27 protein-coding genes are annotated in these 24,762 nt (G+C 66.8%); 15 read left to right on the top strand and 12 right to left on the bottom strand.

Features of this window, described 5'->3' with window-relative positions; genetic code table 11:
* The first annotated feature begins 47 nt into the window (after positions 1-47).
* The 4 genes from ACOQFS_RS20340 to ACOQFS_RS20325 all read left to right on the top strand — a co-directional run bounded on the left by ACOQFS_RS20340 (position 48) and on the right by ACOQFS_RS20325 (position 3,542).
* Positions 48-602 carry a class I SAM-dependent methyltransferase gene (locus ACOQFS_RS20340; RefSeq protein ID WP_421564628.1) on the top strand — a complete coding sequence of 185 codons (555 nt, stop codon included), beginning with the start codon at positions 48-50 and terminating at the stop codon, positions 600-602.
* A 30-nt stretch (positions 603-632) separates the two neighbouring features.
* On the top strand, positions 633-1,529 hold the full coding sequence (gene dapA, locus ACOQFS_RS20335; protein ID WP_421564627.1) for a 4-hydroxy-tetrahydrodipicolinate synthase: 897 nt from the start codon (positions 633-635) through the stop codon (positions 1,527-1,529).
* 91 nt (positions 1,530-1,620) lie between these two features.
* Entirely contained in the window at positions 1,621-2,676 is a 1,056-nt protein-coding gene (gene bamC / locus ACOQFS_RS20330) for an outer membrane protein assembly factor BamC (RefSeq protein WP_421564631.1), read from the top strand.
* Between the two features lie 86 nt (positions 2,677-2,762).
* Complete coding sequence (locus ACOQFS_RS20325; RefSeq protein ID WP_421564630.1) at positions 2,763-3,542, top strand: MBL fold metallo-hydrolase; 780 nt, start codon at positions 2,763-2,765, stop codon at positions 3,540-3,542.
* Positions 3,543-3,683: 141 nt separating this feature from the next.
* Here the strand turns inward: ACOQFS_RS20325 and ACOQFS_RS20320 are convergent, their stop codons facing one another.
* From ACOQFS_RS20320 to ACOQFS_RS20310, 3 genes are all read right to left on the bottom strand, one after another.
* Positions 3,684-3,932: a hypothetical protein gene (locus tag ACOQFS_RS20320; protein ID WP_421564626.1), complete on the bottom strand. Its 249-nt coding sequence runs from the start codon at positions 3,930-3,932 to the stop codon at positions 3,684-3,686.
* 271 nt (positions 3,933-4,203) lie between these two features.
* Positions 4,204-4,728 (bottom strand): hypothetical protein, encoded by a 525-nt coding sequence (locus tag ACOQFS_RS20315; protein ID WP_421564625.1) that lies wholly within the window; start codon positions 4,726-4,728, stop codon positions 4,204-4,206.
* A gap of 56 nt (positions 4,729-4,784) precedes the next feature.
* Positions 4,785-5,912: a JmjC domain-containing protein gene (locus ACOQFS_RS20310; protein ID WP_421564624.1), complete on the bottom strand. Its 1,128-nt coding sequence runs from the start codon at positions 5,910-5,912 to the stop codon at positions 4,785-4,787.
* 53 nt (positions 5,913-5,965) lie between these two features.
* On the opposite strand from ACOQFS_RS20310, the gene ACOQFS_RS20305 reads away from it, so the two are divergent.
* A complete protein-coding gene (locus ACOQFS_RS20305) occupies positions 5,966-6,490 on the top strand; it encodes an FKBP-type peptidyl-prolyl cis-trans isomerase (RefSeq protein ID WP_421564623.1) in 525 nt (174 codons plus the stop codon).
* A gap of 50 nt (positions 6,491-6,540) precedes the next feature.
* Here ACOQFS_RS20305 and ACOQFS_RS20300 read toward each other — a convergent pair whose 3' ends face one another.
* From ACOQFS_RS20300 to coaBC, 4 genes are all read right to left on the bottom strand, one after another.
* Positions 6,541-7,035 (bottom strand): glycine zipper 2TM domain-containing protein, encoded by a 495-nt coding sequence (locus tag ACOQFS_RS20300; protein ID WP_421564622.1) that lies wholly within the window; start codon positions 7,033-7,035, stop codon positions 6,541-6,543.
* 296 nt (positions 7,036-7,331) lie between these two features.
* A complete protein-coding gene (dut, locus tag ACOQFS_RS20295) occupies positions 7,332-7,778 on the bottom strand; it encodes a dUTP diphosphatase (protein ID WP_421564621.1) in 447 nt (148 codons plus the stop codon).
* Positions 7,775-8,065, bottom strand: coding sequence for a hypothetical protein (locus ACOQFS_RS20290; RefSeq protein ID WP_421564620.1), 291 nt, complete (start codon positions 8,063-8,065; stop codon positions 7,775-7,777). The genes dut and ACOQFS_RS20290 overlap by 4 nt, the downstream gene beginning before the upstream one ends.
* 234 nt (positions 8,066-8,299) lie before the next feature.
* A complete protein-coding gene (coaBC, locus tag ACOQFS_RS20285) occupies positions 8,300-9,529 on the bottom strand; it encodes a bifunctional phosphopantothenoylcysteine decarboxylase/phosphopantothenate--cysteine ligase CoaBC (RefSeq protein WP_421564619.1) in 1,230 nt (409 codons plus the stop codon).
* Between the two features lie 113 nt (positions 9,530-9,642).
* Between coaBC and ACOQFS_RS20280 the strand changes: the two genes are divergently transcribed.
* From ACOQFS_RS20280 to ACOQFS_RS20255, 6 genes are all read left to right on the top strand, one after another.
* Positions 9,643-11,301 (top strand): CTP synthase, encoded by a 1,659-nt coding sequence (locus tag ACOQFS_RS20280; RefSeq protein ID WP_421564618.1) that lies wholly within the window; start codon positions 9,643-9,645, stop codon positions 11,299-11,301.
* Between the two features lie 12 nt (positions 11,302-11,313).
* Positions 11,314-12,171, top strand: coding sequence for a 3-deoxy-8-phosphooctulonate synthase (kdsA, locus tag ACOQFS_RS20275; protein WP_421564617.1), 858 nt, complete (start codon positions 11,314-11,316; stop codon positions 12,169-12,171).
* A 7-nt stretch (positions 12,172-12,178) separates the two neighbouring features.
* Positions 12,179-12,469: a DUF1330 domain-containing protein gene (locus ACOQFS_RS20270; RefSeq protein WP_421564616.1), complete on the top strand. Its 291-nt coding sequence runs from the start codon at positions 12,179-12,181 to the stop codon at positions 12,467-12,469.
* Positions 12,470-12,702: 233 nt separating this feature from the next.
* Positions 12,703-13,989: a phosphopyruvate hydratase gene (gene eno, locus ACOQFS_RS20265; protein ID WP_421564615.1), complete on the top strand. Its 1,287-nt coding sequence runs from the start codon at positions 12,703-12,705 to the stop codon at positions 13,987-13,989.
* 97 nt (positions 13,990-14,086) lie between these two features.
* The gene (locus tag ACOQFS_RS20260) at positions 14,087-14,365 is read left to right on the top strand and encodes a septum formation initiator family protein (RefSeq protein ID WP_421564629.1); all 279 of its coding nucleotides are present in this window, start codon (positions 14,087-14,089) and stop codon (positions 14,363-14,365) included.
* A 156-nt stretch (positions 14,366-14,521) separates the two neighbouring features.
* Positions 14,522-15,169, top strand: coding sequence for a hypothetical protein (locus ACOQFS_RS20255; RefSeq protein ID WP_421564614.1), 648 nt, complete (start codon positions 14,522-14,524; stop codon positions 15,167-15,169).
* A gap of 85 nt (positions 15,170-15,254) precedes the next feature.
* Here ACOQFS_RS20255 and ACOQFS_RS20250 read toward each other — a convergent pair whose 3' ends face one another.
* Together ACOQFS_RS20250 and ACOQFS_RS20245 are read right to left on the bottom strand one after the other, a co-directional pair.
* Complete coding sequence (locus tag ACOQFS_RS20250) at positions 15,255-16,247, bottom strand: Hsp33 family molecular chaperone HslO (RefSeq protein WP_421564613.1); 993 nt, start codon at positions 16,245-16,247, stop codon at positions 15,255-15,257.
* A 33-nt stretch (positions 16,248-16,280) separates the two neighbouring features.
* Positions 16,281-16,805: a gamma carbonic anhydrase family protein gene (locus tag ACOQFS_RS20245; protein WP_421564612.1), complete on the bottom strand. Its 525-nt coding sequence runs from the start codon at positions 16,803-16,805 to the stop codon at positions 16,281-16,283.
* A 115-nt stretch (positions 16,806-16,920) separates the two neighbouring features.
* On the opposite strand from ACOQFS_RS20245, the gene ACOQFS_RS20240 reads away from it, so the two are divergent.
* The 3 genes from ACOQFS_RS20240 to ACOQFS_RS20230 all read left to right on the top strand — a co-directional run bounded on the left by ACOQFS_RS20240 (position 16,921) and on the right by ACOQFS_RS20230 (position 20,481).
* Complete coding sequence (locus ACOQFS_RS20240; protein WP_421564611.1) at positions 16,921-17,724, top strand: ferritin-like domain-containing protein; 804 nt, start codon at positions 16,921-16,923, stop codon at positions 17,722-17,724.
* Positions 17,725-17,816: 92 nt separating this feature from the next.
* Complete coding sequence (locus ACOQFS_RS20235) at positions 17,817-19,082, top strand: EAL and HDOD domain-containing protein (protein ID WP_421564610.1); 1,266 nt, start codon at positions 17,817-17,819, stop codon at positions 19,080-19,082.
* 118 nt (positions 19,083-19,200) lie between these two features.
* Positions 19,201-20,481 (top strand): EAL and HDOD domain-containing protein, encoded by a 1,281-nt coding sequence (locus ACOQFS_RS20230; protein WP_421564609.1) that lies wholly within the window; start codon positions 19,201-19,203, stop codon positions 20,479-20,481.
* A gap of 92 nt (positions 20,482-20,573) precedes the next feature.
* Here the strand turns inward: ACOQFS_RS20230 and ACOQFS_RS20225 are convergent, their stop codons facing one another.
* From ACOQFS_RS20225 to ACOQFS_RS20215, 3 genes are all read right to left on the bottom strand, one after another.
* Positions 20,574-21,539 (bottom strand): Bug family tripartite tricarboxylate transporter substrate binding protein, encoded by a 966-nt coding sequence (locus ACOQFS_RS20225; RefSeq protein WP_421564608.1) that lies wholly within the window; start codon positions 21,537-21,539, stop codon positions 20,574-20,576.
* A gap of 96 nt (positions 21,540-21,635) precedes the next feature.
* Positions 21,636-22,535: a site-specific tyrosine recombinase XerD gene (gene xerD / locus ACOQFS_RS20220; protein ID WP_421564607.1), complete on the bottom strand. Its 900-nt coding sequence runs from the start codon at positions 22,533-22,535 to the stop codon at positions 21,636-21,638.
* A gap of 92 nt (positions 22,536-22,627) precedes the next feature.
* Complete coding sequence (locus ACOQFS_RS20215) at positions 22,628-23,593, bottom strand: tripartite tricarboxylate transporter substrate binding protein BugE (RefSeq protein WP_421564606.1); 966 nt, start codon at positions 23,591-23,593, stop codon at positions 22,628-22,630.
* 125 nt (positions 23,594-23,718) lie between these two features.
* Between ACOQFS_RS20215 and ACOQFS_RS20210 the strand changes: the two genes are divergently transcribed.
* Positions 23,719-24,624 carry an AEC family transporter gene (locus ACOQFS_RS20210; protein WP_421564605.1) on the top strand — a complete coding sequence of 302 codons (906 nt, stop codon included), beginning with the start codon at positions 23,719-23,721 and terminating at the stop codon, positions 24,622-24,624.
* The last annotated feature ends 138 nt before the right edge of the window (positions 24,625-24,762 follow it).

Here is a 24,762-nt window from a genome sequence, read left to right as displayed (position 1 = left end):
GCGCTTATCCATCAAGCGCTGACAGCTATCATTTTTGAAGTAACGACATGCATGGCACCGAAGCGCCTTCCGAGTGGGTCTGCCGCTGGTCGCACCTGATCGCGCCCGCCAGCGAAGCGCTGGACGTGGCCTGCGGCGCAGGGCGGCACCTGCGCTGGCTGCACAGCCTGGGGCACAGCGTGGTGGGCGTGGACCGTTCTGCCGAAGCGCTGGCCGCCTGCGAGGGGCTGGGCGAGATGCTGCTGGCCGACATCGAAAACGGCCCCTGGCCGCTGGCGGGGCGCAGCTTTGGCGCCGTGGTGGTCACCAACTACCTCTGGCGCCCGCTGTTGCCCACCCTCGTGGCCAGCGTGGCGCCCGGCGGCGTGCTCATCTACGAAACCTTTGCGCTGGGCCAAGAAACCATCGGCCGTCCCGCGCGGCCCGACTTTTTGCTGAACCCGGGCGAACTCATCGCGGCCTGCGCCGGTCTGCGCGTGGTGGCTTACGAACACGGCTTCCAGCAAAACCCCGACCGTTTCGTGCAGCGCATCACGGCGGTGCGGGAACTCCCGGGGGCGGGCGCAGCCTCACGACATCTTTTGTGGGTGCCGCCTAGTTAGAATGCCCCTTTACCGTTTACCCCTGCGGACATGACCCTTCCCTCCGTCCCCCTGACCGGCAGCATCGTCGCCCTCGTCACCCCCATGCACGGGGATGGCAGCGTGGACTACCCCACGCTGCGCAAACTCATCGACTGGCACATCGCCGAAGGCACCGACTGCATCGGCGTGGTGGGCACCACGGGCGAATCGCCCACGGTCAATGTCGAAGAGCACTGCGAGATCATCCGCGTCGCGGTCGAACAATCTGCCAAGCGCGTGCCCATCATGGCTGGTTGCGGCGCCAACTCCACCGCCGAGGCCATCGAACTGGCCCGCTTCGCCAAGAAGGTGGGCGCAGACAGCCAGCTGCAGGTGGTGCCCTACTACAACAAGCCCACGCAAGAGGGCCAGTACCAGCACTTCAAGGCCATTGCCGAGGCCACGGGCGACCTGCCCATCGTGCTCTACAACGTGCCGGGCCGTTCGGTGGCCGATATGCAGCACGACACCGTGCTGCGCCTGGCCCAGGTGCCTGGCGTGATCGGCATCAAGGAAGCCACCGGCAACATCGAGCGCGCCCAGTGGCTCATCCGCGACGTGCCCAAGGGCTTTGCCGTGTACTCGGGCGACGACCCCACGGCGGTCGCCCTCATGCTGTGCGGCGGCCAGGGCAACATCAGCGTGACGGCCAACGTGGCGCCGCGCCTGATGCACGAGCTGTGCGTGGCCGCCCTGGCGGGCGATGCCCGCCGCGCCATGGAAATCCAGTTCCAGCTGATGCCCGTGCACAAGAACCTGTTCGTCGAGGCCAACCCCATTCCCGTCAAGTGGGCCATGGCCCGCATGGGCCTGTGCGGCAGTGCGATGCGCCTGCCCATGACGCCGCTGTCCACCAGCAACGAGGCGGTGGTTGAAGCCGCGCTGCGAAGCAGCGGCCTGATCTGAGCCGGGCGCCCCGCCCGCTTATTCCGAGACACTTCCCAAGGATTTCCGCGTGAACGCTGCTATCTCCCGCCTGAGCCTGCTGGCCCTTGCCATGGCCCTGTCTGCCTGCGCCGCCCTTGAGGGCGACAAGATCGACTACAAGAGTGCCGCCAAGGGCTCCACCCTGGAAGTGCCGCCGGACCTCACCCAGCTCTCGCGCGACTCCCGCTACGCCGTCCCCGGGGGCACGGTGTCGGCCGCTGCGCTGCAGGCCGGCCAGGCCGCTCAGCCCTCGGGCACGGCCAACGCTGCAGCCGCGCAGATGGGCGACGTGCGCATCGCGCGCGACGGCAACCAGCGCTGGCTGGTGGTCAACCGCCCGGCCGACAAGCTGTGGGAGCCCGTGCGCGATTTCTGGCAAGAGAGCGGCTTCAACCTGGAACAGGCCGACGCCCGCGTGGGCATCATGGAAACTGACTGGGCCGAAAACCGCGCCAAGCTGCCGCAGGATTTCATCCGCTCCACCATCGGCAAGCTGCTCGATTCGCTGTATTCCACGGGTGAGCGCGACAAGTTCCGCACCCGCCTCGAACGCACCGCCAGCGGCGGCACCGAGATCTACATCACCCACCGGGGCCTGGTCGAGGTGTACGGCTCGCAGACCAAGGACAACACCGTCTGGCAGCCCCGGCCGTCCGACCCGGAACTCGAAACCGAATTCCTGCGCCGCCTGATGGTCAAGCTGGGCGTGAGCCAGGAGCAGTCCAAGGCCGTGGTGGCCGCGGCCGCCGCTCCGCGCGCACCGACCGCCCGCGTGGCCACGGTGAACAACGTGCCTGTGGTGCAGATGGACGAAGGCTTTGACCGCGCCTGGCGCCGCGTGGGCCTGGCGCTGGACCGCACGGGCTTCACGGTCGAAGACCGCAACCGCAACGAAGGCACCTACTTCGTGCGCTACGTCGCCCCCAATACCGACAAGAAGGAACCCGGCTTCTTCGGCAAGCTGTTCAGCCGGTCCGCAGACGCCATTCCTCCCCTCAAATTCCGCATCGTGGTGCGCAGCCAGGGCGAATCGACCACGGTGTCGGTGCTCAACGAAGCCGGCGCGCCCGAGACCTCGGCCAACGCCGAGCGCATCGTGCGTGTGATTGCCGACGACCTGAAGTAACGCACTCGCATCCACCCCGGGGCGGGGCGGCAACGGGCATTTCCATGCCCGTGCCGCCCCGCTCTCCCATGACGACACGGCGTGCCATGCTGCGATTCAAGAACCTGGGCAGCGGCAGCACCGGCAACGCCACTGTGGTGGAAGGCACCGGCGGATCGCGCGTGAGCCGCCTGCTGGTGGACAGCGGCTTTGGCATCCGCCAGCTGCAATCACGCCTTGCGCAGGCCGGCCTGCGCATCGAGGACATCGATGCCGTGTTCATCACGCACGAGCACTCGGACCACATCGGTTGCGCCCAGACACTGGCCGTGCGCCACGGCCTTCCCGTGTGGATGAGCGCGGGCACGCACGCCGCGCTGGGCGCCCCGGACCTGGGTGGCGGGCTGCGGGTGGCGCGCGACATGGAACCCATCGATCTGCCCGCCTTGTCCGCCCTGCCCTTCACCGTGCCGCATGACGCGCGAGAACCGCTGCAACTGCGCTGCACGGACGGCACAGCATCGCTGGCGGTGATGACCGACCTGGGCCATGCGAGCGACCACGTGCTGCGCCAGCTGGAAGGCTGCGACGCCATGATGATCGAGGCCAACCACGACCCCGAACTGCTGGCCGCTTCCAGCTACCCGGCCTTTCTGAAGCGCCGCGTGGGCGGCCGGTTCGGCCACCTCGCCAATGCGGCGAGCGCGGGCATCCTGCGGGCTGTGCGGCACGACGCACTGCAGTGCGTGGTGGCCGCCCACCTCAGCGCGCGCAACAACGCGCCCGCGCTGGCGCGCAGGGCACTGTCAGAAGCCATGGGCTGGCACGAAGAACGGGTGGTGGTGGCAGATCCGCTGCTCGGCACCGACTGGCTCGGTGTGGGCTGAAGCCCCCTCGCACGGCAGGCAAAAAAAAGGCAGGCGAAAAAAAACCCCGTCCTTCGCAGGTACGGGGTCTTGCCTGAGGCGCCGCGGCCTGCGGTCACGCAGACACAGAGGCAACAACGCCGAAGGTCCAGTCGGCAATGATTACTTGGCCTCGGAAGCAGCGCCGGTAGCAGCAGAAGCGGCTGCGTCAGCGGCGGACTTGGCAGCGTCAGCAGCGGAAGCAGCAGCGTCGGAAGCAGCTTCGGAAGCGGCGGATGCGGCTGGCTCAGCGGCTGGAGCAGGTGCTGCCACAGGAGCGGGAGCGGGTGCTGGAGCGGGTTCTTCCTTCTTGCCACAGGCGGCGAGTGCAGCAGCAGCGATCAGGGCGGCCAGAACGAGAGAGTTCTTCATTGAGAGGTTCCTAGTTGGACAGACAGAATCTTGAAAAGCCATGGCGTCAGGCCTGTCATCAGCCCCGGCACGCATTGGCACGATGCACTTGAATTGCACCTTTTTGGCGCAACCCCGGATTATATTGGCATTTAGTCAATACTGACTAACACTGACGAAAGGTTTACAAGCCATTGACGCGGTCCGCAGCACCTCACCCCCACAAGGGGCAGGCCTGCAAGGACTGCTGGGACGCAGTATGTGCTGCGCGCCATCTCGGTGCAGGCCTGCGTCAGAGCCCCAAGGTGGTGGCCGGAAAACCGGGAGCGCTTTTGCCACGCACCCACTCATTCAGCGTTTCTCGCAGCAACACCCGGCGGTCGGGCTCGGTGCCCGACACCCCCACGCAGCGCTCAGGATCGAGGCGGTGCATCACCCACTGGGGCGACCACAGGGCGCTGGGAATGTCGAGCGGGTCGGCGGCCGGACTGCGCCGGCAGCTGATGATGTGGTCCCAGGTGCCACGCCAGCGCACGAAGCGCGCGTGGCGCCGTATCACATCGTCGTAGCTGCAGGCCAGCATCGTGAAACGGCGGCTGCCGTGCGCCCACTCCTGCAGCGCTTCCACCACACTGCGCTCGCCCAGGGGCCAGTCGTGAAAATGGGCGTCGCTGATGATGATTTCCTGCCAGCCCTCCCGCGCCGCGGCTGCAAAGGCGTCTCGCACCATCTGCTGAAAGGCATCCCGGCTGCTGAATCGACCGACCGGCAGGTCGCCAGCGGGTGAAGGCGTTGCGTTCTCGGTGAGTTCGGTCATGGAATGGCATCCTTTGCGCAAACAAAAGTGTGCGGCGCGCTACGGTATGCGGCGCGCTACTGGCTCCAGGAATGGGCCCAGCCCTGGTCGCACCAATCAGAAAGAAGCTCCAGCGCATCATCGCTGGCGCGGGCCAGATCGCGGGCGGTCAGCTGCCGCTCGTTGGCGAGCCGCCGCATCAGCGTGGCGTCCCGCCCGCCTGCAAGATAGCTCTCGCCGTTGATGAAAACATGCTTGGCGTCATACATCATGCGACTGCGCCGGTCCAGCCGCACCCCCTCCAGCATCACCCCGGCATCGCCCGGCTCGAACCACACGCTGGCCTTGGGCTCGGTGAGGTATTCCCCCAAGGCGCGGTCCATGGCGTGGGGCTGGGCCAGCGCCCGCTCGAGCGCCGCGCGGGCGAAGTCGTGCAGGCCGGCCGGTATCGCTGCGGGCGATTCAGCGGCTGGCTGGCGCGGGTCGGCGTAAAGTGGCGTGGCACCCTCGTCCGCCGCCTCTTCGGCAAACCGCGCCATGATTTCATGCGCCAGTTCGGCACGCGATGGGGCCCTGAAACCGATCGAATACGTCATGCAGTCACCCCCTTCGGCGACTCCATCATGGGCATAGCGCGGCGGGAGGTACAGCATGTCCCCGGGCTCCAGCACAAATTCTTCTTCCGGTTCGAAGCGGGCCAGTACCTTGAGGGGCACGCCGTCCTGCAGGCTCAGATCCTTTTGGCGGCCAATGCGCCACCGGCGCCTGCCATGGGCCTGCAGCAGGAAGACGTCATAGCTGTCGAAATGCGGCCCGACCCCGCCGTTGTCGCTGGCATAACTGATCATGACGTCGTCCAGGCGCGCATCGGGCACAAAACGAAACTGCTGCAGCAGATCATGAACCTGCGCGTTGTGCAGGTCTACACCTTGCACGAGCAGGGTCCACTCCGGTTGCTGCAGCGAGGGCAGGGAACGACGGCCAAACGGGCCGTGGCGCAGCTTCCAGGCGCCCTTTGCGCGCTGCACCAGACGCGATTCCACCCCCTCCTGCGCTGCCAGCGCAACCAGCTCGGCGCGCAGCACCGGAGGCGCAAACAGAGGTACCGCCTGGCGCACCAGCAACGGCTTTTTTTGCCAGTGGCGACGCATGAACTGCGAAGGCGTCAATCCGCCCAGCAGGGGCAAGGGGTGCTCGATATCCATGAGGTCAGGTGCCGCGAGGGGCGCGTGAGAAGTCAAACTGCGACAATTCTCCTATGGAAATTACCCAACAATGTGTGGTCGCACTGACCTGGACGCTCAAGGACACGCTCGGTGAGGTGCTCGACGTACTGGATGACCCCGTCGAATTTCTGGTCGGCGGAAACGACCTCTTGCCCCGTATCGAGGAGGCCCTGCAAGGCCACAGCCCCGGCGCTACGCTAGCCTTGCACCTTGAACCCGAGGACGCCTTTGGCGACTTCAACGACCAGCTGCTGTTCCTGGAACCGCGCGCGCTGTTCCCGGCGGAGATCGAGGAGGGCATGACCTTTGATGGCGCCGCATTGCCCGCGGGATGCAACCCCGACGCGCCGCGCAGCGCGCTCTACACCATCACAGAGATCTACCCCGAGCATGTGGTGCTCGACGGCAATCACCCGCTGGCGGGCATTGCCTTGCGGCTGCAGCTGACCGTGCAGTCCGTGCGCGAAGCGACCGAAGAAGAAATTGGCCGGGGCACGGCCGGGACAGGGTTCTTTCGCATCGAACCGCAGGCCCCCGGCAGCTCCCTGCTGCACTGAAAGACGGCCCGCCCGGCTCGCGGAGAGCCTGGCGGACCCGGGCGGCCCCGTCAGATGCGCGAGATCTGCCCGTTGTACAGACGAACCCGATCACCGATGCGCAGGTCGCCCGGCGTGCTCACGTCATAGACGCGGTAGCCACCGCGGTCGAGCTGCACCGACAGGCGATAACCCTGCACGGTGTCGCTGCTGTTGTTGCGGCTTTCAATGGCATTGCCAGCCACAGCGCCGCCCAGCGCGCCCACGGCGGTGGCCGCGGCGCGGCCCGATCCCTTGCCGATCTGGTTGCCCAGAACACCGCCCACGACGGCACCCAGAATGGCGCCGCCGCCAGAGGTCTGCCCCTGCGTACGGCCCTGCAACGTCTCGATGTTCGACACGCGCCCGTATTCGGTGCCCACGGGGTTGGAGGGATACACGGGAGCGGGTGTCTGATAGCCACCGGAATACTGGGGCTGCTGCGGGGGATTGCTGGCGCAGGCACCCAGGGAACCTGCGATCACCAGCGCGCCAGCCAGCGCGAAAGGACGGGGAATATTCAGCATATCGATCTCCTTGAGTCAAAGTGGGCGCAGGGCAATCGGTGGTTTCGCCTCGATGCGCTCTGACCCGATTGGAACAAGGACGCGGGCAGCAGCGGCGTAGACCGCAGGCAGGGCGGTGCGTCATCTGCGCCCCCGAGGGCAGGTAAGCCTCGTCTTACGCAGCGCCGCACGGGCCGCGCCAGCGCGCGCGCCAGGGGTCTGCGCGGCAGAAGGCATCGAAGCGAAACGCGCAAGGCCGGTTTATCGTGCGTTGCAGCCGCCGGTGCTCCTTCTGCCGCGCAGACTCCTGGAAGCCTTCAGGCCTTGCCGGTCGAGCCGTAGCCCCCCTCGCCGCGCTCGGTGGCGGCGAACTCGGTGACCACATTGAACTGCGCCTGCACCACCGGGACGATCACGAGCTGTGCCAGGCGCTCCATGGGTTCGAGGGTGAAGGCCACGCTGCTCCGGTTCCAGGCGCTCACCATCAGCTGCCCCTGGTAATCGCTGTCGATCAGGCCGACCAGGTTGCCCAGCACGATGCCGTGCTTGTGGCCCAGGCCCGAGCGCGGGAGGATCAGGGCAGCGTAGCCCGGGTCCTTGATGTACACCGAGATGCCCGTGGGCACGAGCTGCCACGCATTGGGTTGCAGGGTCAATGGCGCGTCCAGGCAGGCGCGCAGGTCCAGCCCGGCGCTGCCGGGGGTGGCGTAGGTGGGCAACTGCTCCGCCATGCGCGGATCCAGAATCTTGACGTCGATCTTCACGGTTGTTTCTTCTTTCCTGGGTTGCGGGTCTGAGCGACCTGATGCAGCCGCTCCTGCAAGGCTTGTTCTGTGCGGGCCTTGGCGGCGGCGGTGCTGCCGCCCCGCGCACGAGCACGCGGATCGGGAGCCAGTTGCAGCAATCTTCCCAGCCCCCACCACACCGCAGCCATCACCAGCAGCCCCGGCAGCGAGCCACGGCCTACAACGAACAGCAAGCCGGCATGCAGCAACGTCAACGCAAGCAGCACCGCGCGGACGGCGCGCAGAACGCCCAGCACGGGCAGCATCGCTGTGGCGAGCTCGGGGGGCAGACTGGTTGCCCCCTTGGCGGCCTCTCGCGGCGCCGCGCTCGCGGGGGCGGCGGCAGCTCGGGCCCGCGCCGTGCGGCTTGCGGTGGTCTCTGGAGGCGGCGATGCCGTGAGGCGCTCCACATAGCTCGCGAAGTCACCGTTGGGCGGCGTGTCCCATTCGGGTTTGGTGGCGCCAGTTTTCATACACGCTCCCGCACGTCAGAAAGGCAATCAGGCACGCGGTGGCAGTGACGGCAGCCGCGCCGCAATCTCCTGCACCAGCTGCCGCGCCAGCAGCCGCTTGGACGCATGGGGCAGCTCGCGGTGTCCGCCGGCATCCACCAGCAGCAGTGCATTGTCGTCCTGCCCAAAGGCTGCAGGGCCGATATTGCCCACCAGCAGGGGCACACCCTTGCGCGCGCGCTTGGCCGTGGCATGCGCCAGCAGATCATGGCTTTCGGCGGCAAATCCCACGCAGTACAGCGCACCGCTGCGCGCCCGGTCCGACTGGGCCACCGACGCCAGGATGTCCGGGTTTTCCGTAAAGGCGAGTGTGGGCGCCAGGCCCGAACCGTCCTTCTTGATTTTCTGCTCGGAGGCCTGGGCGGGACGCCAGTCCGCCACGGCTGCTGTAGCGACAAACACCGTGGCAGTGGCCGCCTGCTGCTCCACCGCCGCCAGCATCTGGCGGGCCGACTGCACATCCACGCGCCGCACGCCCCGGGGCGTGGGCAGATGCACAGGCCCCGCCACCAGCGTCACCTCGGCCCCGGCCTCACGGGCCGCACGCGCGATGTGAAAGCCCATCTTGCCGCTGGAATGGTTGGTAATGCCGCGCACTGGGTCCATGGCCTCGAAGGTGGGCCCCGCCGTGACCAGCACCTTGTGCCCGGCAAGGTGCTTGGGCGCAAAGAAGGCGATCAGTTCCTCGGTGATTTCCTCGGCCTCCAGCATGCGGCCGTCGCCGGTCTCGCCACAAGCTTGGTCGCCGCTGCCTACCCCCAGCACCACCGCCCCGTCCTGCGCCACCTGGGCCAGGTTGCGCTGTGTGGCGGGATGCGCCCACATCTCGCGGTTCATGGCCGGCGCCAGCAACAGCGGCACGCGTTCGATCGGACGCGCCAGGCACAGCAGGCTCAGCAGCTCGTCCGCCCGGCCCTGCACCAGACGGGCGATGAAGTCCGCACTGCACGGCGCAATGACGATGGCGTCGGCCTCGCGGCTCAAATTGATGTGCGGCATGTTGTTGGGTTCGCGCGCGTCCCACTGCGACCCGTACACGGTGCGGCCCGACAGCGCCTGCAGGGTGACCGGCGTGATGAACTGCTCTGCTGCCTCGGTCATCACCACCTGCACGGTAGCGCCCTCCTTGATGAGCAGGCGGCACAGCTCGGCCGCCTTGTAGCAAGCCACGCCCCCCGTCAGACCCAAAACAATGTGTTTGCCAGCAAGCTCATTCATGCGGCGAATTTAGCAGACAGGGGCGCCCTGCCAGCCGGGTGCCGCCGGGGCGCCATCTATAATCCCGATTTCCCACCACCAGGGGGCCACTCGCGAAGCGGCCCCCTTCAGACATGACCAAATTCGTCTTCGTCACCGGCGGTGTGGTGTCTTCCCTCGGCAAGGGAATCGCCTCAGCCTCCCTTGCCGCGATCCTCGAATCGCGGGGACTCAAAGTCACCCTCATCAAGCTAGACCCGTATATCAACGTCGACCCGGGCACGATGTCGCCATTCCAGCATGGCGAGGTGTTCGTGACCGACGACGGCGCCGAAACCGACCTGGATCTCGGCCACTACGAGCGTTTCATCGAAACGCGCATGAAGAAGTCCAACAACTTCACCACGGGCAAGATCTACCAGAGCGTGCTCGAAAAGGAGCGCCGCGGAGACTACCTGGGCAAGACCGTGCAGGTCATCCCGCACGTCACCAACGAGATCCAGGAATTCATCAAGCGCGGCGCCGGCATTGGCTCTCCCGATGCCGTGGACGTGGCCATCGTCGAGATTGGCGGCACGGTGGGCGACATCGAGTCGCTGCCCTTCCTGGAAGCCGTGCGGCAGATGAGCCTGCGCATGGGGCCCAACAACACCGCCTTCGTGCACCTGACCTATCTGCCGTGGATCGCGGCTGCGGGTGAGCTCAAGACCAAGCCCACGCAGCACACCGTGCAGAAGCTGCGCGAGATCGGGATCCAGGCCGACGCACTGCTGTGCCGCGCCGACCGCCGCATTCCCGAAGAAGAACGCGCCAAGATCTCGCTGTTCACCAACGTGCCCGAATGGGGCGTGATCAGCATGTGGGACGTGGACACCATCTACAAGGTGCCCCGCATGCTGCACGAACAGGGCCTGGACGGCCTGATCTGCGACAAGCTGCGCCTGAACACGCCGCCCACCAGCCTCAAGCGCTGGGACGACCTGGTGCACGCCACCGAGCACCCCCAGGGCGAAGTCACCATTGCGATGGTGGGCAAATATGTCGACCTGTCCGACAGCTACAAGTCGGTGAACGAAGCCCTGCGCCACGCGGGCATGAAGAACCATGTGCGCGTGAAGATCGAGCACGTGGATTCCGAGACCATCGAAAGCGCCGACGCAGCGCAGAAGCTGGCCAAGTACGACGCCATCCTGGTGCCCGGCGGGTTCGGCGCGCGCGGCGTGGAAGGCAAGATCGCCACCGCGCAGTTCGCGCGCGAGCACAAGGTGCCCTACCTGGGCATCTGCCTGGGCATGCAGGTGGCCACCATTGAATACGCGCGCCATGTGGCGGGCCTGGTGGGCGCCAACAGCACAGAGTTCGACCCCGCCTGCCAGCACCCCGTGATTGCGCTGATCACCGAGTGGAAGGATGCTGACGGCACCATCAAGACGCGCGACGAAAACTCCGACCTGGGCGGCACCATGCGCCTGGGCGCGCAAAGCTCGGACGTGGCCAAGGACACGCTGGCCCACAGCATCTATGGCGACGTGGTGACAGAGCGCCACCGCCACCGCTACGAGGCCAACGTGAACTACCTCGATCCGCTGCGCAAGGCCGGCCTCGTGATCTCGGCCCTCACGCAGCGCGAGCAGCTCACCGAGATCGTCGAGCTGCCGCACAGCGTGCACCCCTGGTTCATCGGCGTGCAGTTCCACCCCGAGTTCAAGTCCACGCCCTGGAACGGCCACCCGCTGTTCAACGCCTTCATCAAGGCCGCCGTGGAACACCAGCAAGCCGCCAAAAAGGCATAAAGGGGCTCCACCATGCAGCTGTGCGGATTCAACGTCGGCCTCGACCAGCGGTTTTTCCTGATCGCGGGCACCTGCTCCATCGAGGGCCTGGAGATGTCCATGGAGGTGGCGGGCCAGCTCAAGGAGGCCTGTGCGCCGCTGGGCATCCCGCTGATCTACAAAGGCTCGTTCGACAAGGCCAACCGCTCGTCGGGCACCAGCAAGCGCGGCATGGGGCTGGAAGCGGGCCTCAAGATCCTCGATGAAGTGCGCCGCCAGCTGCAGCTGCCCATCCTGACCGACGTGCACGACACCTCGCATGTGGCCGAAGTGGCCAGCGTGGTCGACGTGCTGCAGACCCCTGCCTTCCTGTGCCGTCAGACCGATTTCATCCGTGCCGTGGCGCAGTCCGGCAAGCCGGTGAACATCAAGAAGGGCCAGTTCCTCGCGCCCTGGGACATGAAGAACGTCATCGACAAGGCGCGCACCGCAGCGGCCGAGGCCGGCCTGTCCGAAGACCGGTTTCTGGCCTGCGAGCGCGGCGTGAGCTTTGGCTACAACAATCTGGTGGCCGACATGACCAGCCTGGCCGAGATGCGCAACTCCGGCGCCCCCGTGGTGTTCGACGTGACCCACTCGGTGCAAAAGCCCGGCGGCCTGGGCGCCGTGAGCGGCGGTGCGCGCGACATGGTGCCCGTGCTGGCGCGTGCCGGTGTGGCCGTGGGCGTGGCGGGCCTGTTCATGGAAACCCATCCCCGCCCGGCAGACGCCTGGTCGGACGGCCCCAACGCCGTGCCGCTCAAGCACATGAAGGCCTTGCTGGAGACCCTGGTGGCGCTCGACGACGTCACCAAGCAAAGCGGATTCCTCGAAAACAACTTTGGAGCCTGAAGACATCATGAGCAGTGGTTACGTCATCGCATCCGTCACCGTCACCAACCCGGAGCAGTACGAGGAATACAAGAAGTGGAGCACGCTGGCCATGCAGGCGCATGGCGCCGAGGTGTGCATCCGCGGCGGCAAGGTGGAAGTGCTGGAGGGCGACTGGAACCCCGGCCGCACCGTGCTGCTCAAGTTCCCGAGCTTCGAGGCCGCCCGCGCCTTCTATGACACGCCCGAGTACCAGAAAGCCAAGGCCGCCCGTGAAGGCGCCGCCGTCATGCGCATGGTGTGTGTCGAAGGGGTGTGAGTGAAGCTGGCGATCGCACTGGGGCTGGGCCTTTTTGCGGGCTGGGCGACGCTGAGCTGGCAAGGTGATCATCTGGATTGGCTGGCGCGGGCTCTGTGCACCATTGACTTCACACTCCCAGGCATCGCCTGCCGATACGCGGCCACTGCCGCACAGTTTTTGCTGGTCCCTCTGGCTGCGGTTGCAGTGGGATTCGGCTGTTGGTTTTTGTTATCTAGAAACGGGAAATCATCATGAGTGCCATTGTTGACATCGTAGGCCGCGAAGTGCTGGACAGCCGCGGCAACCCCACCGTCGAATGCGACGTGCTGCTCGAATCGGGCGTGATGGGCCGCGCCGCCGTGCCGTCGGGCGCCTCCACCGGCAGCCGCGAAGCCATTGAAATGCGCGACGGCGACAAGGGCCGCTATCTGGGCAAGGGCGTGCTCAAGGCCGTGGAACACATCAACACCGAGATCAGCGAAGCCGTGCTGGGCCTCGACGCCTCCGAGCAGGCCTTTCTGGACAAGACCCTGATCGACCTGGATGGCACCGAGAACAAGAGCCGCCTGGGCGCCAACGCCATGCTGGCCGTGTCGATGGCCGTGGCGCGCGCAGCTGCCGAAGAATCCGGCCTGCCGCTGTACCGCTACCTGGGCGGCATGGGCAGCGTGCAGTTGCCTGTGCCCATGATGAACGTGATCAATGGCGGTGCGCATGCCAACAACAGCCTCGATCTGCAGGAGTTCATGATCATCCCCGTGGGCGCGCCCACGTTCCGCGAGGCCGTGCGCTGGGGTGCCGAGGTATTCCACGCGCTCAAGAAGATCATCCACGACAAGGGCATGAGCACCGCCGTGGGCGACGAAGGCGGCTTTGCCCCCAGCGTTGAAAACCACGAAGCCGCGATCCGCCTGATCCTGCAAGCGATTGAAGCCGCTGGCTACACGGCTGGCGAGCAGATCGCCCTGGGCCTCGATTGCGCGGCCAGCGAGTTCTACAAGGACGGCATGTACGTGCTGGAAGGCGAAGGCGGCCTCAAGCTCACGGCCCAGCAGTGGACCGACATGCTGGCGGCCTGGGTGGACAAGTACCCCATCATCAGCATCGAAGACGGCATGCACGAAGGCGACTGGGACGGCTGGAAGATTCTTACCGAGCGCCTGGGCGACAAGGTGCAGTTGGTGGGCGACGACCTGTTCGTGACCAACACCAAGATCCTGAAGGAAGGCATCGACAAGCGCATCGCCAACTCGATCCTCATCAAGATCAACCAGATCGGCACCTTGACCGAAACCTTTGCCGCCATCGAAATGGCCAAGCGCGCCGGCTACACCGCCGTGATCTCGCACCGCTCGGGCGAGACCGAAGACAGCACCATTGCCGACATCTCGGTGGGCACCAACGCCGGCCAGATCAAGACCGGCTCGCTGTCGCGCTCGGACCGCATCGCCAAGTACAACCAGCTGCTGCGCATCGAGGAAGACCTGGGCGAAATCGCCCAGTACCCCGGCCGCGCGGCGTTCTACAACCTGCGCTGACCGGGCGTTGCGCGGTGTTCGTCTGCTGCACAGCCCCAGGGTGCCCGATGCACGCCGCCGTCTTGGCTGTTGACGAGAAGGCGTGACGCCAACCACCATGGGCTCGCGCATGCTTCCGTTCGTCCTGCTGGCGCTGCTGGTGGCGCTGCACGCCCAGCTCTGGCTGGGGCGCGGCAGCGTGCCGCGGGTCACCGAGATGCAGCGGCAGATCGAGGCTCAGAAAGCCGCCAACGACCTGGCCCGCCAGGCCAACGAGCGCCTGGCCTCCGAGGTGCACGACCTCAAGGAGGGCCTGGACATGGTGGAAGAAAAGGCGCGCAGCGAGCTGGGCATGGTCAAGCCCAACGAGGTGTACGTGCAGTTCACACCGCGCTGACAGCGGGGCGCCTGCGCCCGCCCCATCCTCTGTCCATCACGCGCGGCTGCCAGGCTCGGGGCCGCGCCCTCATTCCGCTCCCCCGCATCGCGCACCATCCGCTCTCGCCGCCCCGGTTCAGCGTGCCCCCACCCGTGACCTGCCGAGTTTTCGTCCATGGCTGACCACCCCACCCCTGCACTGATTCTGGTGATCGGCGCCCCGGGCGCGGGCGCCGCGGCCTTGGTCGACGCATTGGCCGAGGCGTTGGCGCGGCGCGTTGACGGGCAGCGGGTGTCCGTTCAGTCGTCCACGGCGCTGCTGGAGGCCCTGACAGCGACCGACCGTGGCGACGCCGCCGACACTGCCGCCGCTGCCGCCACCCCAACGCCCCGGCCTGTGCAGCCCAGCGCTGAGCCGGGCCTGAAAACCCTGGAGGCGCTGCAACGGCACCGCCAGGCCCACCTGACCCTGCTGATGGGCCTGGACCAGCCGCCACCGCTGGTGCCCACCCTGCCAGCGCGGGCCGACGCCCTGCCCCGGGAAGCCTGCGACGCGCTGCTGCGCGCCGCGCTGGACAGTGCCGGCGTGCCCTACCGCGTGGTGTACGGGCAGGGTCCGCAGCGGGTGGAGCACGCATTGAAAGCTATTAATTTAATAGCTGAAAACCCTTACCCATCAAGCGCTAACGGCAATTTTGGCTCAGACTTCGAGCGCGAACGCCCCGCGCGACTGCGTGCATGGAACTGCGAGAAGTGCAGCGACCCGGAATGTGAGCACCGCTTGTTCACGGCCTTGACCGGCCAGGGCGTGAACGGACGCTGAAAGGCCGCTGAGAGGCCGCTGAACGGCAGCCGACCACGGCGGGCCGCGCCGGTCTCGCGCCCGCCACGCCGCCGCCCGATGGCGGCTACTGGATCCCGGTGGGCCCGGGCGGCTGCGCGGAGCCGGGGGACACGAAAATCTGCGCCGCGTCCACCGCGTCGTACCGGTACTGCTGGCCGCAGAACTCGCAGCCCACCTCGATATCGTCGCGCTCGGCCAGGATGCTCTCGGCCTCTTCGGCGCCCAGGTTGCGCAGCATGTTGCTCACGCGCTCGCGGCTGCAGGTGCAGGCAAAGCGGGGGCCGGTGGCGCCCAGCAGCGGCTCGAAGCGCAGCAGCTTTTCTTCCCAGAACAGGCGGCGCAGGATGGTGTCCACGTCCAGCGTCAGCAGCTCCTCGCGCGTGAGACTGGCCGCCAGGTGGGCGATGCGGTTGTAGTCCTCGTTGTGGCCGATCTGGTCCTCGTTCTCGCGGTGCGAGAGGCCGGCCGCCAGGTTGCCCTCGCCCTTGATCGGCATGCGCTGGATCAGAAGGCCCGCCGCCACCTGCTGGTTGGCGCCCAGCACCAGAATGGTGTCGAGCTGCTCGGACTGCAGCATGTAGTGCTGCAGCACGTCCGACAGGCGCTCCAGCTTCTCGTGGTGGTCGCCATGCAGCGGCACCACGCCCTGGTACGGCTGCTGGCCGGGGTGGCGGTCCTTGGGGTCGAGCGTGATGGCGCAGCGGCCGCCGCCGCCCACATTGACCATCTGGCTCAGCTTCGCGTCGGGGGGCACTTCGCCGTTCACCGTGGCGGTGGCCCGCAGGCTCAGGTCCGACTGCACCTCGGCCACGGCCAGCTTCACCGGGCCATCGCCAAACACCTGCAGCACCAGCGCGCCATTGAACTTGATGTTGGACTGCATGAGTACGCCCGCGGCCGCCATCTCGCCCAGCAGCTCGCTCACGGGTTCCGGGTAGGCGCCGGTGGAGGTGTTGCTGGCACGGCGGCGCAGGATCTCGGTCCAGGCGTCGGTCAGGCGCACGATCATGCCGCGCACCGGCAGGCCGTCAAATAGAAACTTGTGGAGTTCAGACACTCAAGGGATTCCAGAAAATAAAGCGATGGCCTTTCAGCCGATCTTGTGCAGGCCTTTTTGAAAGCGGCGCGCATTGTCGATGTAGTGCTGTGCGCTCTGGCGCAGGCCCTCGATCTGCTCGGGGGTGAGTTCGCGCACGGCCTTGGCGGGGCTGCCGATGATCATCGAGCCGTCCGGAAACTCCTTGCCCTCGGTCACCAGCGCGCCCGCGCCCACCAGGCAGTGCTTGCCGATCTTTGCGCCGTTGAGCACCACGGCACCAATGCCGATCAGCGACTCGTCGCCGATGGTGCAGCCGTGCAGCATCACCTGGTGGCCCACCGTCACGCGCTCACCCACGACCAGCGGTTTGCCGTGATCGGCATGCAGCACGCTCGCGTCCTGGATGTTGGAGCCCGCACCGATGGTGATGCTCTCGGTGTCGCCGCGCACCACGGTGCCAAACCACACGCTGGCGTCCTCGCCCAGCACCACGTTGCCCATCACCTGGGCGCTGTCTGCCACCCAGGCCGACGCCGCCAGCTGAGGCGCCACTCCATCCAGTTCGTAAATCGCCATGCACCCGCTCCGCAAAAATGAAAAGAGCGTCCGTGCAGCGGCGCTCCCAAAGAGGTCGCCAACGGTTACAAAGCGTGAGGCTTTGCGCCCGATGGCAAGGCCTAGAATTGTAAGGATGGAGCTTCGCCACCGTGCACTGCAGGTCTTGTGCCTTGCAGACCCCGAACAAAAAGCGGCCGCAGCGCTTGACCTGCAAGCGCAGGCAGCTACGCTTTCAATAGCAGACTCCCCCCCCGCCGCACCCACCGACCCCAGCGCCCTGCCCGGGCGCCCGGCCCGCCCCGAGCTGCGCCGCCACACCGAGGTGGCGCGCCGCTCGCCCGCCACGGCCGAGGGCCGAGCCGTGCTCATCCACGCCATTGCCCACATCGAGTTCAACGCCATCAACCTCGCGCTGGACGCCGTATGGCGCTTCGACGGCATGCCGGCCGCCTACTACACCGACTGGATGCTGGTGGCCGGCGAAGAAGCGCGCCACTTTCGCATGCTGCGCGACCACCTGCGCCAGCAGGGGCACGACTATGGCGACTTTCCAGCCCACCAGGGGCTGTGGACCATGTGCGAGAAGACCCGGCACGACATCGTGGCCCGCATGGCCCTGGTGCCCCGCACGCTGGAGGCGCGCGGGCTGGACGCCACGCCCCAGATCCAGGCCAAGCTGCGCCAGGTGGGCACGCCCGACGCGCTGGCGGCCGTGGGCATTCTGGACATCATCCTGCGCGACGAGGTGGGCCATGTGGCCATTGGCAACCACTGGTACCGCTGGCTGTGCGAACGGGAGGGGCTGGACCCCGAAACCCATTACGGCGCCCTGGTGCGCCAGTACGAAGCCCCCCGGCTGAAGCCGCCCTTCAACGAGGCCGCCCGCCGCAAGGCCGGGTTCTCCGACGCAGAGCTGCGCTGGCTGCAGCAGGCCTGAGAAGGCATTCAGCCGCCCCGGGATTCGATGACTCCTACAATTTGCACCGGCCTGCATCCTGTGTGCCGCGTCCCTCTTTCACGATGACCTCCATGACTTCACCTTCCGCCCCCGGCACTTCTTCCGCACCGCCACCGGGCAATCAGGCTTCGGTCGCCATGATCGCGCGCCAGGCCATCGTCAACGCGCAGCAGGTGGTCGTGGGGTACGAGCTGTTCAACCGGTCGCGCAGCGGCGCAGCGCACACGGCCGCCACCGACGTGATCCTGGTGTTCACCGCGCTGTCGCACGCGGGCACGGACGAGCTGGTGGGCAAGAAGCTCATCTTTGTGAACTGCACCCACGAAAGCCTGGCGGGCGGCCACCTGGAGCTGGTGGACCCGGACAAAGTGGTGCTGGAGATTCCGCCGCTCGGCCACGCTGCGGCCGACGAGGTGGCCACCCGCATGCCCATCCTTCAGGAGCTGCGCAACCGGGGCTTCCATCTGGCGTTCAACCACACGGTGCTGCAGTCCGCCTACGCTCCGTGGCTGCCGCTGGCCGACTACATCAAGCTGGACCTGTCGGTGCTCGCACCCGACCAGCTGGCCGTGCTCATCAGCTATGCAGGCCGCAACTCCAAGGCCGAGCTGATCGCGGAAAAGGTCGAGACCGCCCAGCAGTACGACATGGTCTCCAGCCAGGGCGTGCAGCTGTTCCAGGGCTACTGGTTCGCGCGTCCCTCGCTGGTCGAGGCCAAGCTGCTGTCGCCCTCGCAGGCCAGCATCATCGAGCTCATCAACCAGGTGCGCAAACAGGCCAGCACGGACGAGATCGAGGCTGTGCTGAAGAAGGACGCCGGGCTCGCATTCAACCTGATGCGCATCATCAACTCGGCGGGCTTCGGCCTGAACCGCGAGATCACGTCCTTCCGCCAGGCCGTGATGCTGATGGGCCTGAAGAAGCTGTTCCGCTGGGCGGCGCTGCTGCTGACGGCCTCGCGCACCGGCGGCGCGCCCTCGTCCGTGGGGCAGACCGCCGTGGAGCGCGGCCGGCTGATGGAGCTGCTGGCACTGGAAACCTTGCCACCGGAGGAGGCCGATCAGGCCTTCGTGGTGGGCATCTTCTCGCTGCTGGACGTGATGCTCTCCATGCCCATGGAGTCGGCCATCGGCCTGCTGAACGTGCCCGAGCCCGTGGCTGCGGCGCTGTTGCGGCGCGAGGGCTTCCTGGGCGATCTGCTCACACTGGCCGAGGCCTGCGAGTCCAGCGACGATGCGGTGTTCAACCGCACGGCGGGCCTGCTGCACCTCTCCAGCCAGCAGATCAACATGGCGCACCTGCAGGCGCTGGCCTGGGCCGACCACCTCACGCAGTGACCCGGCGATGCGCCCTGCCGGGCCCGCGCAACCGATGTGCAAAGCAATCGTTCGCGGTCGCGAATTAGGGGTCTAGAATCAATCAACGCAGAGCCCCTGCACCCACTACTGCAGACCCATGTCCAGCACACCTGAACAAGACACCCCGGAGGCTGCATCCCTAGCGATGGAAGCCATTGACGAGAACATCGCCATCATCGCCCGCCAGGCGATCGTGGACGAAGCCCGAGCGGTCTATGGCTATGAGCTGTTCGACCGCTCCACCGCGTCGGACTCGCACACCGCCGCCAGCGACGCCGCCCTGCTGTTCAACGCCCTGTCGTATGCAGGCACCGAGGCCCTGGTGGGCAAGAAGACGGTGTTCATCAACTGCACGCACGACAGCCTCTCCGGCGGCCACCTGGAGCTGATCCACCCCGAGAAGGTGGTGCTCGAAGTGCCGCCCCTGCCCGAAGGCGCCACACCCGAAGAGATCGAAGGCCGCGTGCCCACGCTGCACGCCTTGCGCACCCGGGGCTTTCGCCTGGCGTTCGACCAGCAGGCGCTCAAGCGCGCCTACACCAGCTGGCTGCCGCTGGCAGCCTTCGTCAAGCTCGACATGCAGGCGTTCAAGCCCGAGCTGGCCGCCCCGCTGGTCAAATTTGCCACCACGCACAGCCAGGCCACGCTGGTGGCCGAAAAGGTGGAAACCGCCGAGCAGTACGAGCTGATGCGCGGTCTGGGCGTGAAGCTCTTTCAGGGCTACTGGTTTGCCAAGCCCTCGCTGGTCAAGGCCACCACCATCCGCCCCTCACAGGCCACCATCATCCAGCTCATCAATCTGGTGCGCAAACAGGCCAGCACGGCCGAGATCGAAGACCTGCTCAAGAAAGACCCCACGCTGTCTTTCAACCTGCTGCGCTTCATCAACTCGTCGGGCTTCGGCCTGTCGTGCGAGATCACGTCCTTCCGCCACGCGGTGATGATCCTCGGCCTGAAGAAGCTGTTCCGCTGGGCCGCCCTGCTCATGACCACCTCGCGCGCGGGCGGTGCCCCCCCGGCCGTGGGCCAGACCGCCGTGGTGCGTGGCCGCCTGATGGAGCTGCTGGCGGCCGAGCTGCTGCCCCCGGAAGAATGCGACAACGCGTTTGTGGTGGGCGTGTTCTCGCTGCTCGACACCATGCTGGGCGTGCCGCTGGAGAAGGCACTTGAATCCGTGGCCCTGCCCGAGCCGGTGATGGACGCGCTGCTGCGCGGCACCGGCGTGTTTGCACCCTTCCTGGAGCTGACCATCGCCTGCGAAAGCGGTGACGAGGTGGCGTTTGCGAAAAACGCCGACGCGCTGCACCTGTCCAACCGCCAGGTCAACTGGGCCCACCTGCAGGCCCTGACCTGGGCCGAGAGCCTGAACGAGGAATAACGCTCGCCAGCCCGCGGACAACCCGGCATCGAAGAAAGGGCCCTGGTCATCCAGGGCCCTTTTTCATGGCAGTGGGGATGCCTGCGGGCCCGTCAGTGGCTGGCCTGGATGCCTGCTTCGCGAATGATGCGGGCGTTGTTGTCCGACTCCTGCGCGATCTGGCGCGCAAACTCCGCGGCGGTGCCACCGGTGGGCACGTTGTCGGTGGCTTCCAGGCGGCTGCGGATGTCGGGCAGGGCCAGGGCCTTGTTCACCTCGGCATTGATGCGCTGGACGACCGCAGCGGGCGTCTGGGCCGGGGCGTAGATGCCGAACAGCGACGACATGTTGGCGGCGGGCTGGCCCAGCTCGGCCAGCGTGGGCACCTGGGGCAGCGAGTCCAGCCGCGCGGGCGCCCCCACGGCCAGCGGCTTGAGCTTGCCAGCCTTGATGTGCTGCAGCACGGCGGGGCCCGCGTTGGTGGACAGCACCTCGTACTGCCCGCCCAGGGCATCGTTCATCTGCTGGCCGCCACCCTTGTAGGGCACGTGGGTGATCTGGACCTTGCTCTTGCCCACGATTTGCTCCAGCATGATGTGGCCCAGCGACGCCTGCCCTGACGTTGCCCAGCGCACGGCCCCGGGTTTTGCCTGTGCGGTGGCGATCAGCTCCTTGAAGTCTGCTGCCGGGCTGGCGGAGGTGCCCAGCAGGATGACGGGGGAATACATCACGCTGACCACAGGGGCAATGTCCTTTTGCGGGTCGAACGGGGACTTGCCCAGGTGCGGGTTGAGCGCCAGCGGGCTCACGGCCGCAAAGCCCAGCGTGTAGCCGTCGGGTGCGGCCTTGGCCACGGCGTCCATGCCCAGGCTGCCACTGGCGCCGGCCTTGTTTTCAATGACCACGGGCGTGCCCAGCTGCACCGCCAGCTTGTCGGCCAGCGCGCGGGCCACGTTGTCGCTCACGCCGCCCGCGGGGTATGCCACGACGATGCGGATGGACTTGGCCGTGGGCCAGGCCTGCGCAAACGCCACGGTGGCCGCGCTCAGCAGCAAGGCACCAACGAACATTTTTTTCATGAAATTTCCCTTGAATGGATGAGACGAATGGGGGGACGAATGAATGAATGAATGAATGAATGAATGGATGGGGCCGGGACGCACGCCAACCAGCCGCTATCCGCGCGGATGGTGCTGCGCATGCAGCGCCTTGAGCCGCTCGCGCGCCACATGGGTATAGATGGTCGTGGTCGAGATGTCGGCGTGCCCCAGCAGCAATTGCACCACACGCAGGTCCGCGCCGTGGTTGAGCAGATGGGTGGCAAACGCATGGCGCAGCGTGTGGGGCGACAAGGGCACCGTGATGCCCGCCACCTGCGCCCATTTCTTGACGATCACCCAGAACATGGCGCGCGTCATGCCGCTGCCGCGCTGGGTCACGAAGAGGTCGTCCGTCTGCTGCCCGCCCAGGATGGCGCCGCGCGCCTCGTGCAGATAGCGCTGCAGCCACTGCCGCGCCTCTTCGCCAAAGGGCACGAGCCGCTCCTTGCTGCCCTTGCCCATGACGCGCAGCACGCCCTCGTTCAGCCCCAGCTGAAAGGTCTTCAGCGTGACCAGCTCGGTCACGCGCAGGCCGCTCGCGTACATCAGCTCCAGCATGGTGCGGTCGCGCAGGCCCAGGGGGTGGCCCAGGTCTGGCGCCGCCAGCAAGGCTTCCACCTGCGCCTGCGACAGCGTCTTGGGCACCCTCAGCGGCTGGCGCGCGGCCTGCAGGCGCAAGGTCGGGTCCGCGCTGATGCGCCGTTCGCGCAGGGCCCAGTGAAAGTAGCGGCGCAGCACCGTGAGACGGCGGTTGGCCGATGTAGCCCGCGTCTGCGTGTGCCGCGCGGCAAAGTAGGCCTGCAGGTGGTGCTCGGCCGTGCCGTCCAGCGCCAGTGCGGGCTGCTGGTCGGCCAGCCACTGCGCATACATCGTGAGGTCGCGACGGTAGGCGGCCAGGGTGTTGCGCGCAAGGCCATCTTCCAGCCACAAGGCATCCACAAAGGCATCGATCGCGTTCAGGCTGTCGGAGAGCATTGAAAAAACGATAGCACGTAAAAAAGCCGCCTGCGGGCACAGGCGGCTTTTCAGTTCAGCGCGGGAAGACCGCAGTGGGACTTCCGAGGTACTTATTCCAGCGTGAGCTTCTGCTTGGCGACCACGTCCTTGTAGACGGCGAATTCCGCCTTGATCTGCTCGGCAAATTGCTCGGGCGTGTTGCCCACCACGATGGAGCCGGTGTCTTCGATGCGCTTCTTCACGGCAGGATCCTGCAGCACGGTGCGCACCGCGGCGTTCACCTTGTCCACCACTTCCTTGGGCAGGCCCTTGGGGCCCAGGACGCCGTAGTAGGCCATGCGGTTCACGGGCTCCAGGCCCAGTTCCTTGAACGTGGGCACATTGGGCAGGGCGGCCACGCGCTGGGGCGCTGCCACGGCAATGGCCACCAGTCGGTTGTCCTTGATGAAGGGCAGCGCCGAGGGAATGTTGTCAAAGATGATCGGCACCTGGCCGGCCACCGTGTCGTTCAGCGCCGGGCCCGCGCCGCGGTAAGGGATGTGCGTCACGAAGGTGTTGGACAGGCTTTTGTACAGCTCCATCTGCAGATGGCCGATGCCGCCGGTGCCCGAAGATGCATACGAATACTTGCCGGGGTTCTTCTGCACTTCGGCCAAAAAGGCCTTGTAGTCCTTGGCCGGGAAGCTGGGGTTCACGGCGATCAGGTTGGGCGTGGCCGCGATGTTCACGATGGGCGTGAAGTCGGTCAGCGGGTTGTAGGGCGTCTTGGGGTTGATGGCCGGGTTGGCGGCCGTGGTGGAGACGGTGGCGATGCCCAGCGTGTAGCCGTCGGGTGCCGAACGGGCGGTTTCGGACGCGCCCACGATGCCGCCGCCACCGGCCTTGTTCTCCACGATCACGCTCTGGCCCAGGGCCTTGCCCAGGGGGTCGGCGATCACGCGCGCAATGATGTCGGTGGTGCCGCCAGGCGCAAACGGCACCTGCAGCTTGATCACCTTGTTGGGGTAGCCCTGCGCGGCAGCGGTGCCTGCTGCGGCGGCCAGTACGGTCAGGGCGAGCCATTGACGACGTTGCATGGAGTTCTCCTTGTGCGGGGTGACAGATAGCGCCGATGGTATGCCCAACCTGCGCGTTGGCGCCCTGCGGATTCCACATAAGGGCTAACCCGAAGAAGTGCGCGGCATCCGCTATTCTCGGCAGGGTGAACTACGCCCAGCTCCTGATCCCCGACTTTTCCCTCATCCTCTTCGGCTATCTGGTGTGCCGCTACACGGCGCTCAACCGCACGGTGTGGCAGCCGGTGGAAAGCCTGGTGTACTACCTGCTGTTTCCGGTGCTGCTGTTCCAATCCATCGTCAAGAGCCCGGTGGACATCGGCGCGGCCTCGGGCCTCATAGCAGCGGGACTGGCGATGGGCGTTTCCGGCATTGCGCTTGCCTACAGCCTGCCGCACTGGCCGTGGCTGGGCCGACACATCGATGCGCGCGACCACGCGGCCAGCGCGCAGGTGGCGTTCCGCTTCAATTCCTTCATCGGCCTGGCCATTGCCGAGCGCCTGGCCGGGGCCGAGGGCCTGCTCATGATCGCCGTGCTGATCGGCGTGTGCGTGCCGCTGTTCAACGTGGCGGCCGTGTGGCCCATGGCGCGGCACGGCAAGCACAGCTTTGCGCGTGAGCTGGCGCGCAACCCGCTCATCATCGCCACCCTGTCGGGCCTGGCCGCCAACCTGCTGGGCTTTCGCATTCCGGACTGGGCCGCGCCCACGGTGGGCCGCATCAGCGCGGCCTCGCTGGCGCTGGGGCTGATGGCGGCGGGTGCGGGCCTGCAGTTCGGACTGCTGGCGCGCGGCAAGGCGCTGAGCGTGGCCGTGCTGTCCATCCGCCACCTGGTGCAGCCGCTCATTGCCTTTGCGATGGCACGCCTGCTGGGGCTGAGCCCCGTGCAGACCACGGTGCTGCTGGCCTTCTCGGCCCTGCCCACGGCCTCCACCTGCTACGTGCTGGCCGCGCGCATGGGCTACAACGGGCCGTATGTGGCGGGGCTGGTCACGCTGTCCACCCTGCTGGGCATGGTGAGCCTGCCGTTTGCGCTGGCGGTGCTGAGATGAACCCCCCCCTGAGCGCCTGCGGCACTTCCCCCCGCTCTCGCAACGCTGCGCGTTGCGGGCAGGGGGACGCAGCCCTCGCTGCGGGGCAACCCTTGCTCGGCTGCCCGGGCTGGGGCCGCGCCTGTCGCATTCATGCCC

Source organism: Paracidovorax sp. MALMAid1276 (assembly GCF_049198005.1).
In the GTDB taxonomy this organism is placed as follows: domain Bacteria; phylum Pseudomonadota; class Gammaproteobacteria; order Burkholderiales; family Burkholderiaceae_C; genus Acidovorax.
The sequence above is the reverse complement of the archived record's forward strand: the minus strand, read 5'-3'. Positions and strand labels throughout refer to the sequence as shown.

What these genes read in the sequence shown, in the direction of transcription:
- ACOQFS_RS20280 (WP_421564618.1), top strand. Translation starts at nt 9,643, where the DNA reads ATGACCAAATTCGTCTTCGTCACCGGCGGTGTGGTGTCTTCCCTCGGC.
- ACOQFS_RS20315 (WP_421564625.1), bottom strand. Translation starts at nt 4,728, where the DNA reads ATGACCGAACTCACCGAGAACGCAACGCCTTCACCCGCTGGCGACCTG.
- xerD (WP_421564607.1), bottom strand. Translation starts at nt 22,535, where the DNA reads ATGCTCTCCGACAGCCTGAACGCGATCGATGCCTTTGTGGATGCCTTG.
- ACOQFS_RS20325 (WP_421564630.1), top strand. Translation starts at nt 2,763, where the DNA reads ATGCTGCGATTCAAGAACCTGGGCAGCGGCAGCACCGGCAACGCCACT.
- ACOQFS_RS20340 (WP_421564628.1), top strand. Translation starts at nt 48, where the DNA reads ATGCATGGCACCGAAGCGCCTTCCGAGTGGGTCTGCCGCTGGTCGCAC.
- ACOQFS_RS20305 (WP_421564623.1), top strand. Translation starts at nt 5,966, where the DNA reads ATGGAAATTACCCAACAATGTGTGGTCGCACTGACCTGGACGCTCAAG.
- ACOQFS_RS20290 (WP_421564620.1), bottom strand. Translation starts at nt 8,065, where the DNA reads ATGCTGCCCGTGCTGGGCGTTCTGCGCGCCGTCCGCGCGGTGCTGCTT.
- ACOQFS_RS20270 (WP_421564616.1), top strand. Translation starts at nt 12,179, where the DNA reads ATGAGCAGTGGTTACGTCATCGCATCCGTCACCGTCACCAACCCGGAG.
- coaBC (WP_421564619.1), bottom strand. Translation starts at nt 9,529, where the DNA reads ATGAATGAGCTTGCTGGCAAACACATTGTTTTGGGTCTGACGGGGGGC.
- ACOQFS_RS20255 (WP_421564614.1), top strand. Translation starts at nt 14,522, where the DNA reads ATGGCTGACCACCCCACCCCTGCACTGATTCTGGTGATCGGCGCCCCG.
- ACOQFS_RS20300 (WP_421564622.1), bottom strand. Translation starts at nt 7,035, where the DNA reads ATGCTGAATATTCCCCGTCCTTTCGCGCTGGCTGGCGCGCTGGTGATC.
- eno (WP_421564615.1), top strand. Translation starts at nt 12,703, where the DNA reads ATGAGTGCCATTGTTGACATCGTAGGCCGCGAAGTGCTGGACAGCCGC.
- ACOQFS_RS20320 (WP_421564626.1), bottom strand. Translation starts at nt 3,932, where the DNA reads ATGAAGAACTCTCTCGTTCTGGCCGCCCTGATCGCTGCTGCTGCACTC.
- ACOQFS_RS20230 (WP_421564609.1), top strand. Translation starts at nt 19,201, where the DNA reads ATGTCCAGCACACCTGAACAAGACACCCCGGAGGCTGCATCCCTAGCG.
- kdsA (WP_421564617.1), top strand. Translation starts at nt 11,314, where the DNA reads ATGCAGCTGTGCGGATTCAACGTCGGCCTCGACCAGCGGTTTTTCCTG.
- ACOQFS_RS20260 (WP_421564629.1), top strand. Translation starts at nt 14,087, where the DNA reads ATGGGCTCGCGCATGCTTCCGTTCGTCCTGCTGGCGCTGCTGGTGGCG.
- ACOQFS_RS20215 (WP_421564606.1), bottom strand. Translation starts at nt 23,593, where the DNA reads ATGCAACGTCGTCAATGGCTCGCCCTGACCGTACTGGCCGCCGCAGCA.
- bamC (WP_421564631.1), top strand. Translation starts at nt 1,621, where the DNA reads ATGGCCCTGTCTGCCTGCGCCGCCCTTGAGGGCGACAAGATCGACTAC.
- ACOQFS_RS20240 (WP_421564611.1), top strand. Translation starts at nt 16,921, where the DNA reads ATGGAGCTTCGCCACCGTGCACTGCAGGTCTTGTGCCTTGCAGACCCC.
- ACOQFS_RS20310 (WP_421564624.1), bottom strand. Translation starts at nt 5,912, where the DNA reads ATGGATATCGAGCACCCCTTGCCCCTGCTGGGCGGATTGACGCCTTCG.
- ACOQFS_RS20245 (WP_421564612.1), bottom strand. Translation starts at nt 16,805, where the DNA reads ATGGCGATTTACGAACTGGATGGAGTGGCGCCTCAGCTGGCGGCGTCG.
- ACOQFS_RS20225 (WP_421564608.1), bottom strand. Translation starts at nt 21,539, where the DNA reads ATGAAAAAAATGTTCGTTGGTGCCTTGCTGCTGAGCGCGGCCACCGTG.
- dapA (WP_421564627.1), top strand. Translation starts at nt 633, where the DNA reads ATGACCCTTCCCTCCGTCCCCCTGACCGGCAGCATCGTCGCCCTCGTC.
- ACOQFS_RS20235 (WP_421564610.1), top strand. Translation starts at nt 17,817, where the DNA reads ATGACTTCACCTTCCGCCCCCGGCACTTCTTCCGCACCGCCACCGGGC.